The following is a 13740-nucleotide window of genomic DNA, read 5'->3' as shown; positions in this document are numbered from 1 at the left end:
ATTATGATTGGCGCAGGACCTGTTAGCAAAATGCTATCACAATTGGTCACCTGCTGACAGGCCTGTGTTGATCATTTCCAGGGGTAACAATACCTTTTGAGATAGTTTTCTGATGGTGAAATATTGCGGGTGTATTAAAAATAGAAAGCCTGGATGGATCGGATGATCATTAGTGAGCCACTTATCACCATAAAAGCAATGGCCCATTGTCTAAACCGCTGGTCGGTAATTCGGGCGAGTATCTTTTTACCCACCACATTTCCAATGGTGATGCCTACTCCTAGTGCGATGGCCAGCTGCCATTCGTAGCTACCCATGAGGCCAAACCAGGTATAAGATCCTATTTGGGCAAGACCCATCAAAAAGCTATTAGCGGTTTTCGTAGCTACCAAGCGTTCCTTGCTGATGTTGAGGTTGAGAAAAAATGGGTTGAGTACGGGGCCTACAGCGCCAATGAGCGTACCAATGATCGAAACTACCAATCCTAAAGGTGCCAACATGGGGTAAGTCATGGGGAAGGATGCTTTCTTTTTACCCCATCGATACTGAAAGACGGTGCTTACCAAAAACATGCCGATCACAACCTGTAGTAGCTGTAGGTTGGTTTTGCTAAATAAATAGCCCGATAAGATGGCACCCGCTAGTGCAAAAGGCGCATACCAGCATACTGCTTTCCATTGGATATGCTTCCAGAATAACCACAGTTTTATAGGTCTTCCAAACAGGTTACCCGTATTGAGCACGGGAGCAGTGTTAGGGACACCAATGAGCCAGTTGAGGATGGGAACCATCATGAGGGCACCCCCACCGGCGGTGAGTACGGAGATGCTGAAAGCTACTGCCCCGGTGAGCAGTAGCCACAGCATGGTAGATAGTTCTAGCGTTTCCAATAGGAGAGATCCAGGCTTAGTGAAAACTTATAAATAGTCCCTCTGAAGGCCTATTCGTCTTTGTGATCATCACCATGGTCTACAAAAGGCACCCCATTTTCGTCGGATTGACAGCAGTAGGGCAGTTTGCTATGAGCCTTAGCATCCCTTTTCAGGCTGTCTGCATCGTATCCGATGAGGGTGATACGCTTTCGGATGGTTTCTGGAGAAGTCTTTTTACTATTGAAAGTGACCAAAAGTTTTTTGGTGTCCAGGTCCAGTGTGGCACTTTCTACACCTTTCTCGAAGGCCATGTCTTTCTCTATCGTATACTGACACATCTCACATACGGCAGATGTTTGTATTTCTATTTTTTGTATTTTCTGGGCATTAGCCGAAAAAGAAACAGCCAGGAAGCAGGTGGTAACTATCAATAAATATTTCATTGCTATTGGGTTTATTTAAGTAAAAGTAGAAAAGGATTTTTAATGTATACTAGTCGATTTTATACCGGACACCGAAGTAAATCACTCTGCCCGCTACGGGACCCCATACGAGCGACCCATCAAAGTTTTCACCAAAAGGGTTTTCAGGGTCGATGATGGGATTGTCCTGACGAAAATCGAGGAGATTTTCGCTGCCTATATACACATTGCCCCAGCGAAATGCACGGCTTACCTGAGCGTTGATGTTGGTAAAGTCTGGTGCATAGTCCTGCTGTTGGAAGGCTTCCGGTTTTTCGGATGTGTCTGGCAGGCGCTTCTTGCCGTACCATTGCAGTGTGAGGTCGGCTTGCCAGATATCATACTTACTAGAGTAGGACCAGTTCCAAAAGAATCTATTTTTCGCTACAAAAGGCAAGGGCTGTAGTTGATCATTGATTGTGGCTTTTACATCATAGAGCTTGTAGGCCGCTTTGGTAGAAAGCCTCGGCGTTACTTTGTAGTCGGCTTCTAGTTGTAAGCTGCTGGCGTAGGATTTCCCATCCAGATTATAAAAACGCACCTCCTGAGGGTTTTGGTCCATGTCGGTGATTACCTGATTTTCAAAAATAGTATAGAAGTAATCTGCCGTGAGGTTGAGCCTTTTACTACCAATGGTAACCTCCTGTACCAGGCTTCCGCCAAGGTTCCAGCTTTCTTCGGGCTGTAGGCTTTCTTCTACCACGAGCCTTCTGGAAGAAACCAGTGTTTGGTTGTTTTCAGGAATGATATTGGACGTGCGGTACCCCTTACCTGCTGCGGCTCTCAGTGTGGTGCCCTTACCGAAAGCGTATTTGGTGTGTATGCGTGGGCTGTGATAGATGCCATAGAGGTTGTGAAAGTCTAGTCTGGATCCCAATACCAACGTAAACTGGTCATTGGGCAGGTAGGTGTATTCGAAAAATCCACCCGGCACAATTTCATTTCTGGCAAATAGTGAATCAGCAAATTGCTCATCATATAAGTCTACCAGTAGGCTGCCACCCAATTTATACTGGTGAAAGCTATTACCTAAGATGTTTTGGTGTATTAGGTTGGTGTAGAGTGTTTTTTCTTCTCCTATATAGCTTCTTCTCCCAAAGCCCGACGTTTGTTTTTGATAGGAAAGTGAATAGAGCAGTCCCCAGCCTTTGTAAGGTGCCTCGGGAAAAAGAAGTCCGAACTTTCCAAACAGTTCTGCTCGGGTGGTTTCGCTGCTGTAGCCGTAGAGATCGCTGGTGCTGGTATCATCTCCAAAGTCAAACCCCAGCTGCCCACCGGCCTTTTGGTCTTTGAGCACATGCAGGCCTATTTGGCTTCTTACCCGATCGCCCATGTATTTGTATCGGTTGAGTACGTTTATCTGGCGCGCTTTGGGGAGGTCCATAAAGCCATCGTTGTTTTTGTCCCGGTCTGCGGCAAAGTAGTCAGTGTGTGCCAGTATGCCCGTCGACCACTTGTCGTTTAGTTGCACTGTGGCGTTTGCGTTGAGCTCCGTGCGGCCAAAAGAATTGGCGTAGGCATTGAGGTAGAGCTTTTCTGCTGTTTCTGGTTTTTTATACTCCAGGTTGATTTGTCCCGTCATGGATTCAAATCCGTTCACCACGGACCCTGCTCCTTTGCCCACATCGATAGACTGTATCCAGGTGCCGGGCACGAGGTTGAGGCCAGCTCTGGAGGTGAGTCCACGTACCAGAGGCATATTTTCTCTATTGATAAGCGTATATTTTCCGTCAAGGCCGAGCATACGGATCATTTTGGTGCCTGTGACCGCATCTGTAAATGATACATCCACGGAAGCATTGGTTTCGAAACTCTCCGAAAGATTGCAGCAGGCAGCTTTTAGTAACTCTTTTTCAGTGATTACTTCTGAGTGGATAGGTTGTAGTTCGTCTATGAACGTAGCGCTTGACTCCACCGTGACGGCTTCCAGCTCCGTGTCTGGTTGGAGCTGAATGTCGAGCTTTTGACGATTAGCCACGGCCAATACTTTCGTCTGAAAACCCACAAAGCTTATTTGCAAGCTATCCTCTGGGGATGCATTGAGTTCAAACTGTCCATGGATATCGGTAGTGGTACCCGTGGTGGTACCAACGATGGTGACTGAGGCCCCGACCAATGGTTCGTTTTCATTGTCTTGCACTGTGCCGGTGATCAGCTGTGCGGCTAGTGATAATGGAAGTATATAAAATAAGAATAGAATGTTTTTCATTTCTCAATTGGTTTTAGAAGTTATAAATAGACCGTACCAATCCTTAGGGATTGGCTTTAAAACCAATTGGTATTATATGCGAAAAACTTGAATAGCAGTATGTAATGTCCGGTTGTGAAGCCGGGTAGGGGGTGGCCTCACAGCCATTGATGAGTGGCTGATAGGGTTTTGAAGGGGTGCAGACCAGTGAGTTATAGCCATTGGAGCCGCAAAAATCACCGGTACATCAGGTGACTGATCGCTGAGGTGGGGGGTGATTTCGGCCTTAAAGGTTTTGATTTCGAGGCTGCAGCAGTTTACATCGATGCGTTCGTGGTGGTCATCGCCTTGAGGCACACAGCATTTAGCCTTTGTAAATACACTCGTTTTCGTGACATCAAATAAGAAACATGTATGTACGAAAACTGGCACATACAAGGTGGCGACCAGTATGGCTAATGTGAGGCTATATGCTAAAAATCTTTTGAGCATCTGCAGAGTCTATACGCAACTACTGACTAAACGTTTGCTTTGCCTCTAAAAGTTCGTACTACGAGCCATACGATGATGAGGGTGAAAATGATCAGCAGGGTGCCTTTCCACCATATTTCCAAGTTGGCAGCTTTGCCATTGATTTTGATTTCAATGCTGCTTTCTTCGGCTTTTTCCTGGGCGAATGCCACGATAGTCATCAAAGAAGCGAGTACAGATGCCAGAAACCTTTTCATAAAAATGCTTTTTTGCTGTTGAGGAGCTAAGGTAGCCTATTTTCTAGGTTTTGTCAATTTCAAGATTTGTGGAGCATGTAGAACGTTCGAAATTGTTTTTAAAAGTGCTGGGAACGGCTATATTTGCAATCCGATTTTTGAGGGGAGCTTATCCCCAAAAAAAAATCACAGGCACCCATAGCTCAACTGGATAGAGCGCTGGATTTCGGCTCCAGAGGTTGAGGGTTCGACTCCTTCTGGGTGTACTTTAAGGCTTCTCAGTTTTTGGGGAGCCTTTTTTTGTGATTTAGAAGGGATTTATAAGTAGCAGATTCGCTTAGTTTTCAGGATATAAGATCAGTTTCGGTAGCTTATGCAATAGTCGGTATTCTGTTCAATCACCCTTTTTTCCTTCCAACTAGCTGATTTTTGTTAAATTCGAACTGCCCCAGAAACTGATAAATCATTTTTACTTTATGAAAAACAACAGAAGAGACTTTTTATCAAAAGCGGCAGCTTTGGGGGCACTGAGTGCCTTGCCTTTTTCGCTCAGCGCAAAAGATGAACAACCAGCTAAGACGAAGCCTCTACCTTCGCTCAAAGGACGAAAAGTTCTTTTTGTTTACGGAGGATGGGACGGACATGAGCCTTTGAAATACAAAGAATACCTGGGGCAGTGGCTTCAGGATGAGGGTGCTGATGTTACCTTTTCGGATACCCTGGAAATTTATGAAGACGCAGCTTTCATGGAGTCTGTGGATCTTACTGTGCAGATCTATACCATGAGCAAGATCACCAAAGAGCAGGAAAAAGGGCTTGTGAGTGCGGTGAAGTCTGGTATGGGGTTGGCCGGCTGGCATGGTGGTCTGTGTGATGCATTTCGCCAAAATGTCAACTACCAGTACATGACTGGAGGCCAATGGGTAGCACATCCAGGAGGTGTGATCGATTACACCGTGGATATCATAGATAAAAAAGATGAAATTACTGCCGGGCTTAAAGATTTTGCCATCACTAGTGAGCAATACTATATGCATGTGGATCCGAATGTGAAGGTGCTGGCTACTACCACGTTTGGTGGTGATGTAGACCCCTGGATAGAGGGTGCTGTGATCCCAGTGACCTGGAAAAAGATGTTTGGTAAAGGCCGAATCTTTTACACATCAGTGGGGCACAATCTCAAGCACATCACTGAGGTGCCAGATGCTATAGAGATGCTGCAGCGCGGCATCAAATGGGCCAGCGCTAGCAAGTATAGTGAGCCCGAAAAGTGGCTAAAGGCAGCATACGCTAAAAAGTAATTGTCCAGAAGCGGGTGTTTTGCCGACAGGCTACTTTAGATGCAAGGTAGCTGAAGGGGTAGAGCGCCCGCTTTCTTTTATGAAATAGTGGGGCATTCCTGCCTGCTGTGTCTACAGGGCTGTATAATTTTGCTGCCATGACTATCGAAGAAGTGCATCAACTCCTCCAAAACCGTCGATCTGTGTATCCCAACCAGTACCTGGACAAGGTGATACCAGACCAGCTGATTCGCAATATGCTGGAGAACGCCAACTGGGCACCTACCCACAAGTTTACCGAACCCTGGAGGTTTAAAGTAATCAAAGGTGAAGTGCAGAAGAAGTTCGGCATTTTTATGGCCGAAAAGTATCGTTCACTTCACGGATTAGAGTCCTTCTCTGTAGCCAAATACGAAAAGCTTAAAATGAATCCCCAGCGTGCAGGAGCTATAATCGCTATCTGTATGCAGCGTGACCCACGTGGGCGTGTTCCGGAGTGGGAAGAGGTAGCGTCTGTGGCCATGGCTGTGCAAAATATGTGGCTTACGGCCAGTGCGTATGGTATAGGAGCTTACTGGAGCTCGCCGGATTTGCTCAAGTATTTCCATGAATTCGAGCCACTCGCTGAAGGCGAGCAGTGTATCGGTCTTTTTTACATGGGGTATGCCAATATCCCTGCCAATAAGCCACCACGGGGACCTGTGGAAGATAAAGTAAAGTGGTTGGGGTGACAGCAAAGACTTGTTGCAACAATAATCCAATCAGAGAATTTGCATTCTCTATTTTTGTCATGTGAAAACAACGATAGTATTTATAATCCAAATGATGTTGGCGGTCTTTGCATGTCTTGCAAATGATGCCGACGATCAACAATTCAAAGTAGGATTTTCCCAGCCAATTATGGCTGATGACTGGCGTCAGACGATGTATAGCGAAATGCAGCGCCAGTTGATTTTTCATGACAATATTGAGTTGCTTTTTCGAAATGCCGAAGCACAAACAAGCACTCAGATTGCGCAAATTCTTGAGCTTGTAGAGCTGGGGATAGATTTGTTAATTGTTTCTCCAAATGAAGCGGCTCCCCTTCAACCCATTATAGAGTCAGTTTACGATCAGGGTATACCTGTGGTCATTCTGGATAGACGTATCAACTCCAATAAGTATACGGCCTATGTAGGAGCCGATAATCGTTTGATCGGAGAGGAGGCTGGTAAATACATCGCCAGACTTCTGGGCGGAAAGGGGGATGTTTTAGAGGTTTATGAATCGTTGACCATCACGGCATTTTCTGATCGACACAAAGGGTTCCGAAAGGTGCTCGAACAATACCCCATGATTTCTACTGATTCTGTACGGGCTATGAGTTGGGGGGCAGATGATTACCGTACATCTATTTCGAACAATACATATGATGTTGTATTTGCAGCCACAGATGTAGCTGCAAGGTTTGCTTATGATATTGCCGCGGAGGTTGGCGCTGACATGCATACGGCATTCATTGGTATAGATGCTTTGCCTACTCCTGGAGGAGGATTGGAGTTGGTAGAAAAGGGTGTACTTACAGCTTCTATTCTATACCCCACTGGTGGAGATGTGGCCATAGAGGTTGCGGCCAGGATACTGAACGGTCAGCCATTTGAGAAGGAGAATACACTGCAGACGATGGTGATCGACTCTACCAATGTAAAAATCATACAGATGCAGGCGCAGAAGTTGCTGGATCAGCAAAAGGATATTCTAAACCTTGCAGGTAAGCTAGACGTCATCGAAGGGGTATTTCAGACACAAAGAACTCTGACATACCTGTTTGCACTCACGATGCTGGTGAGTATCATTATGACGGCTTTTGTACTGAAGGCGCTGGTGGAAAAACGGCGAACCAACCAGGAATTACAGCTAAAAAATGAACAGGTATTAGCCTATAGCCAACAGGCCGAGGAAGCTACTCAGGCTCGTTTTCGTTTTTTTACTAATATTTCTCACGAGTTTCGTACTCCGCTTACTCTTATCAAGGCACCAGTGGATGAGTTGCTGGAACGCAAAGAAGTAGCCCCATTCCGTAAGGACTTATCCCTGATACGAAAAAATACTTTGCGGCTATTGCGTCTGGTAGATCAAGTGATGGATTTTCGAAAGATTGACAATGCCAAGATGAAATTGCAGGTAAGTTATCAGCTAGTGGTGCCATTTCTAGAAGATATCCTGGATGCTTTTGAAAAATTGGCTAATGACAATGGTGTGACTGTGAAGCTTGTGGCTGACCAGGAGGACCTTATGTTGTGGTTTGATCAAAACATGATGGATAAGGTATTCTTTAACCTCCTGTCCAATGCTTTTAAGTTTACCTCCAGAGGAGGGAGTGTTTTGGTACGCGTGAAATCCAGTAGTCTGGAAGACGAAGTGGTTATATCGGTGGAGGATACTGGCAGTGGAATGGCTCCGGAGCATGTTTCTCATGTGTTTGATCGGTTTTACCAGGGAGATGCTAACCGGAGCCTGGGTACAGGAATAGGTTTGTCACTTTCTCGTGAGATTGTAGAGCTACATCAGGGAAAAATCACTGTACAAAGCGTACTGGGGAGAGGGACCCGGTTTGATATTCATTTAAAGAAAGGGGATGACCATTTGGCGGACATGGAGCGGCTGGCCGTGGGAAGTGCAGTCGTACACAGAGAAGAGTCACTGGTATATGAGCAGCCTGATACAGATGCCAACGATGCTCAAACTCAAGTGCATGATCGGACTATTTTGGTAGTGGAAGATAATGACGAGCTACGTGATTTTTTGGTTCAAAAACTTGCCAGCAGTTATAATATGCTGGAAGCAGCTCGCGTTCGTGATGGAGTGAGGTCTGCGCAGGAGCATGTTCCTGATCTTATTATATGCGACCTTATGCTGCAGCATGAACTTGGTTATGAAATTATCCAGACGCTCAAAGAAGACCTTCGAACTTCTCATATCCCTATCATCATTTTATCAGCTAAAAATACTACGACCGATAAAATTAAAGGGCTTCGCCTGGGTGCGGATGATTACATCACCAAGCCCTTCGATTTCACATTGTTGAAGGAGCGTATTCAGACTTTACTTACCAACCATCAAAAATTACGGGAGCACTATGTACACGAGCTCCCGGTGGAAGCATCGAATCCTTCTAAATCAGGTTCCAGGGTGGATAAGAAATTTGTTCATGAGTTTACGGCGCTGGTAGAGCAAAATATCAGCAATCCATCTTTTGGAGTCAATGAATTGGGGCAAGAATTAGGTCTGTCGCGGGTACAACTTTACCGCAAAGTGAAAGCTTTGCTTGGATACAGCGTAAATGATTATATCAACAGTGTAAAACTAAAAACTGCCCGGCATTTAATTGCAGAAGGCAAGCTCACCTTTTCTGAGATCGCTCATCGTGTGGGGTTCTCTTCCTCCTCCTATTTTTCCACTGCATTTAAAAATCAGTTTGGTATGACGCCTTCAGAGTACAAAGCTCAGATCGAAAAATAGAGTTCTGTTAGTTGTACGTTTATGATACGATTTTAAAAACATGTATCAATATTGAAAGCTCTTTTGATTAATTCATAATTAAACAAGCGTTTCGATTTGTTAAAAAATGCCTTTCATAGTTAATGAGGGGTGTTTGTATCAAAATTGTAATTGATTGGTACTGCATTGAAAAGTTTGGCTTCAGGGTGCGGCTAACTTGGAGGTAAAGTTTTCAAAACATGAACGCACGTACATTATATTATGCATTAGTGGTAGGGCTGGCCGGGTTTCTTTTCGGGTTTGACACTGTAGTGATCTCTGGTGCCAACCTCCCCATAAAAGAACTCTGGCAAACATCGGACTGGTTTCATGGTACTTTCATCATGTCCATGGCCTTATGGGGAACAGTTGTAGGTGCACTGTTGGGCGGCTATCCTACCGATTATCTGGGGCGTCGTACTACCTTATATTGGATTGGGGTATTGTACCTCGTTTCCGCTCTTGGCTCTGCTTTGGCTACCGACCCTTATATCTTTTCTTTTTTCAGATTTATTGGTGGTTTGGGGGTAGGCGCTTCTTCCATTGCTGCACCAACCTATACCTCCGAAATAGCGCCACCAAAACACCGTGGAAGACTGGTTGCATTGTATCAGTTCAATATTGTTTTTGGAATCCTCATAGCCTTTATTTCCAACTACCTATTACAAGGTGTGGGTGGGGCCAATGACTGGAGGTGGATGCTGGGCGTAGAGGCTATTCCGGCAGCTGCGTACATTATTATGGTTTTGGGTGTGCCCCAAAGTCCCCGATGGGTTGCCATCAAAAAGAATGACAATGAAAAAGCGTTGCGAATTTTGGAGCGTTCGTCGAGCGCTCAGGCAGCGAGGCAGCAGCTACAGGCTATATTGGATGACAATAAAAAGGAACAAACTGATCAGAAACCCGTGTTCTCCAGGAAATATTCTTACCCATTAATTCTGGCTTTTTTAATCGCTTTTTTCAATCAACTTTCGGGTATAAACTTTATACTCTACTACGCCCCGGAGATCCTCGAAAAAGCAGGATTCGCAGCTTCAGAGTCGTTGTTTAGTGCTATTTCTATAGGAGGCGTCAATTTGCTGTTCACTATGCTGGGACTCTACCTCATTGATAAGGCAGGACGTAAACAGCTCATGTATATCGGCTCGCTCGGATATATTATAAGTCTTTCATTTACTGCCTACGGCTTCTATTTCGATGCGAGTGCAGGGTTTAAATTGGCCTTCATCCTGTTGTTTATCGCTTCACATGCCATAGGTCAGGGAGCTGTGATTTGGGTGTTTATTTCTGAAATTTTCCCAAATAAAGTGCGGGCGTTTGGGCAGGCCTGGGGCTCTGGCACGCACTGGGTGTTCGCTGCACTGATTACGCTGTTTGGAGCAGTATTTATCTCGGTATTTGAGCCGTGGCAGGTATTTGCCTTCTTTGCGGGCTTTATGGTATTGCAGCTGCTGTTTGTAGCGTTTATGATGCCCGAAACTAAAGGCGTTTCGCTGGAAGACCTTCAAAAACAATTGACAAAATTCGATTCTAACTCAACTGAAATCAACGAAACCTACGCTACCAATACGGGTAGCTAAAACATAACGAAACGATGATCACATTTACCAAACATATAATCTGTTTATTGATGCTCATTGGGTTTACTCACTTGAGTGTTGCACAAGAACTCACCGTCAGTGGAGTAGTAACTGACGCAGCCACCGGGGAGACCTTGCCGGGTGCTACTGTTTCCATTGAGGGCACCACTCAAGGTACCATTACCGATATCGATGGTCAATACCAACTCTCAGCAGCTGAAGATGCAGTTTTGGTTTGCTCTTTTGTTGGGTATGAGCCTACACAAAAATCGGTGAACGGACGTGCGGTCATTGACTTTGCACTGAGTGAAGACCTTCAATCACTCGAAGAGGTAGTGGTTGTAGGCTACACTTCCAAGAAAAAGAAAGATCTCGTAGGCTCTGTGAGCGTAGTGGACATGGAAGAAGTTGGTAAGATTGTCTATGCAAACCCACTACAGGCACTTCAGGGACGGGTTGCTGGAGTAAATTTCACGCAAACAGGCGAGCCGGGCTCCGTTGGTACCGGTATCAACATTAGAGGCTTCACGACTTTTAATAACAATACACCGCTTTATATCATTGATGGTATACCGTCAGAAGAGCCACCCAATAACCTAAATGGTAATGATATCGCTTCGATACAGGTGCTGAAAGATGCAGCAGCTTCTATCTATGGAGCACGGGCAGCTGGTGGTGTTATACTAATTACTACCAGGTCTGGTAGAAAAGGGAAGCTAGGTGTGGATGCCGGAATGACACTAGGACAGTCTACAAGAGCCAATTACCTTGATCTCTTGTCTGCGGAGCAGTGGGGTGAAGTCTATTGGCAGGCTTACCAAAACAGTCGTAATGGTACACCGGCATTTACCGGGTACTTTGATCTGGGAGGAAAGCCGGGTATTCCTGCTGATCCTCAGCTATACCAGCCCGATAGAGATGACCCCAGTAAAGATCAGTCTTATCTATACACCCCTCAGGGTACCAACTGGGCAGATGAAATCTATCGAGATGGAATTACTCAGCAGTATTATGCCAATGTATCCAATGGCAATGACAAAGGAAGTGTGATGTTTGGTGCATCCTACTTCAATGAGCGTGGGACCATAATTACTTCGTATTTCAATCGCATCACTGCCCGTGTAAACAGTAAGTACAACCTCACCAAATGGCTCACTATCGGTGAAAACCTAAATATCTCGAACTCCGAGCGAGTGGGTGTGGGAGGAGCCCCAAATGACGTTGTTCGACAGCATCCTGCTTTACCCGTTCGTGATACGGATGGTGATTATGCAGGGCGAGTTGGCGACTTTCCAGACATACGCAATACGGTGAGTCAGTTGGACCGAAATCGTGACAATACGTCCAAAAGCTGGAGGATTTTTGGAAACGCTCACGCGGATCTGAGTGTTCTTGATGCATTGGACTTATTGCCAGCGTCTCATAACTTGAAATTGCGCACCAATCTTGGGATCGATTATAGTGATTATTACGATCAGGTATTCAACTCCAGCCTCCACGAAGGAGTCTATCAGATTGATGACAACAGCTATTTCAACAAGTTTGGCAGAGGGGTGACGGTGACCTGGAATAATTTTGTAGAATATGGTTTTGTGCAGGGTGACCATGACCTCAAAATCATGGGTGGACTGGAAAGTATACAATACAGCTATCGAGACCTGGCAGCAGCCCGCACCGGATATGCCTCTGAGACACCTAGTTATCTGACGGTTGGGGCAGGAGACGATATCCAAATAGCTGATGGTAGCCGTACCAATTGGGGACTCTACTCAGAAATTGCTAGGCTAGACTATATTTTAAAAGGCCGCTATCTGGCCACGGTGCTATATCGACATGATCAAACGTCTCGTTTTGCCACTGATGGAGATTTTCTTACCTACATGGTAGGATGGAGACTGACAGATGAGCCGTTTATGCGTGGGGTTACAGGAAGTACTTTGAATGAGCTAAAACTTCGTGCCAGTTACGGAGAGCTTGGCAACCAGCGTGTGGGTACACTTTATAATCAGGCAACGTTTTACGGTCCAAATGACCTGAATGCAAATTATGACCTCAGTGCTACCAATTCATCTGTTCAGCAGGGGTTTGTGGTACTCACCAGAGGTAATCCATTTCTTCGTTGGGAGACTACCAAAACTATAAATGTTGGTGCTGATATTCGGTTGTTCAACAAATCTGTAGACCTTACCATCGACGCTTATCAAAAGGTGACTACTGATCTTATAAGCAACCCTCCGCTAGCTCTGGCAATAGGAGAAGGTACCGCACCATATGTCAACTCTGCACAAGTGACGAATAGAGGGATTGACTTTAATCTTACCCATTATTATCAGCGGAGTGGTTCGGACTTAAGCATAACGAATTCATTGCAGGTGTCTCATTACCGGTCTGTCGTAGATCAGTTAGATGAGCGCTATCCGATAGGCTATGAAGGCGAGCGGTATTTTGACAATGGAGGTAGAATAGCTGAAGGTCGAGAAATGCGAGAATTTTATGGATGGGTGGCAGATGGCATATTTCAGAATGACGAAGAAGTAGCGCTGCATGCGGATCAGACTGGTAAAGGAGTGGGGCGTATCCGGTACAAAGATATCAATGGTGACACCCTCATCAATGACGAGGATCGTACTTACATTGGGAGTCCACATCCGGACGTTACACTGGGGCTAAACACTTCCGTGAAATACAAAGACTTCTACCTCGATATGTTTTTCTATAGTTCTATCGGGCATGATATCTATAACAATTTACGGGTTACTTCTGAGTTTGCTCAAATAGGTACGTACAACCGAACTACGGCAATACTGGACAGCTGGACACCCGATAATCCGAGTGCTACGGTACCCATGCTCACACTAGACGACCGGGGTAATGATGAAGGTAGAGCATCTAGTTACTTTGTAGAAGATGGTACTTTTCTGAAAATGCGCACCCTTCGTCTGGGGTACAATTTCAAACCTTCGTTTTTAGGTGGGTTTTCGGCCAATATCTATGGAGAAATTCAGAACGTGTTCACCATTACAGACTATTCCGGTATTGATCCTGAAGTTCCTGGAGGGTTTGACAATGGTGTCTACCCGCTACCCCGAACCTTTATACTGGGAGTCAACCTGAAACTTTAATCACGAAGCAA

9 protein-coding genes and 1 tRNA gene are annotated in these 13740 nt (G+C 45.3%); 6 read left to right on the top strand and 4 right to left on the bottom strand.

Annotated features, from left to right (window positions below; genetic code table 11):
- Positions 1–134 precede the first annotated feature (134 nt).
- The 4 genes from C7460_RS00330 to C7460_RS00310 all read right to left on the bottom strand — a co-directional run bounded on the left by C7460_RS00330 (position 135) and on the right by C7460_RS00310 (position 4249).
- Positions 135–866, bottom strand: a complete 732-nt coding sequence (locus C7460_RS00330) for a sulfite exporter TauE/SafE family protein (RefSeq protein WP_221409412.1) — start codon at positions 864–866, stop codon at positions 135–137.
- Positions 867–940: 74 nt separating this feature from the next.
- Positions 941–1315, bottom strand: coding sequence for a heavy-metal-associated domain-containing protein (locus C7460_RS00325; protein WP_115866070.1), 375 nt, complete (start codon positions 1313–1315; stop codon positions 941–943).
- Positions 1316–1364: 49 nt separating this feature from the next.
- Positions 1365–3542, bottom strand: a complete 2178-nt coding sequence (locus tag C7460_RS00320; RefSeq protein ID WP_115866069.1) for a TonB-dependent receptor plug domain-containing protein — start codon at positions 3540–3542, stop codon at positions 1365–1367.
- A 497-nt stretch (positions 3543–4039) separates the two neighbouring features.
- Positions 4040–4249 carry a hypothetical protein gene (locus tag C7460_RS00310; protein WP_115866067.1) on the bottom strand — a complete coding sequence of 70 codons (210 nt, stop codon included), beginning with the start codon at positions 4247–4249 and terminating at the stop codon, positions 4040–4042.
- Between the two features lie 171 nt (positions 4250–4420).
- Between C7460_RS00310 and C7460_RS00305 the strand changes: the two genes are divergently transcribed.
- The 6 genes from C7460_RS00305 to C7460_RS00280 all read left to right on the top strand — a co-directional run bounded on the left by C7460_RS00305 (position 4421) and on the right by C7460_RS00280 (position 13729).
- Positions 4421–4494, top strand: a tRNA-Arg gene (locus C7460_RS00305).
- A 210-nt stretch (positions 4495–4704) separates the two neighbouring features.
- Positions 4705–5529 (top strand): ThuA domain-containing protein, encoded by an 825-nt coding sequence (locus tag C7460_RS00300; protein WP_115866066.1) that lies wholly within the window; start codon positions 4705–4707, stop codon positions 5527–5529.
- Between the two features lie 137 nt (positions 5530–5666).
- Positions 5667–6239 (top strand): nitroreductase family protein, encoded by a 573-nt coding sequence (locus C7460_RS00295; protein WP_115866065.1) that lies wholly within the window; start codon positions 5667–5669, stop codon positions 6237–6239.
- 61 nt (positions 6240–6300) lie between these two features.
- Entirely contained in the window at positions 6301–9009 is a 2709-nt protein-coding gene (locus C7460_RS00290; RefSeq protein ID WP_147302805.1) for a hybrid sensor histidine kinase/response regulator transcription factor, read from the top strand.
- A 218-nt stretch (positions 9010–9227) separates the two neighbouring features.
- On the top strand, positions 9228–10607 hold the full coding sequence (locus C7460_RS00285) for a sugar porter family MFS transporter (protein ID WP_115866063.1): 1380 nt from the start codon (positions 9228–9230) through the stop codon (positions 10605–10607).
- Positions 10608–10621: 14 nt separating this feature from the next.
- Positions 10622–13729 carry a SusC/RagA family TonB-linked outer membrane protein gene (locus C7460_RS00280; RefSeq protein WP_115866062.1) on the top strand — a complete coding sequence of 1036 codons (3108 nt, stop codon included), beginning with the start codon at positions 10622–10624 and terminating at the stop codon, positions 13727–13729.
- Positions 13730–13740: the final 11 nt, after the last annotated feature.

Origin of the sequence: Marinoscillum furvescens DSM 4134 (assembly GCF_003386095.1) — a bacterium.
In the GTDB taxonomy this organism is placed as follows: domain Bacteria; phylum Bacteroidota; class Bacteroidia; order Cytophagales; family Cyclobacteriaceae; genus Marinoscillum; species Marinoscillum furvescens.
Note: the sequence above shows the minus strand (reverse complement) of the source record. Positions and strands in the feature narration are given on the sequence as shown.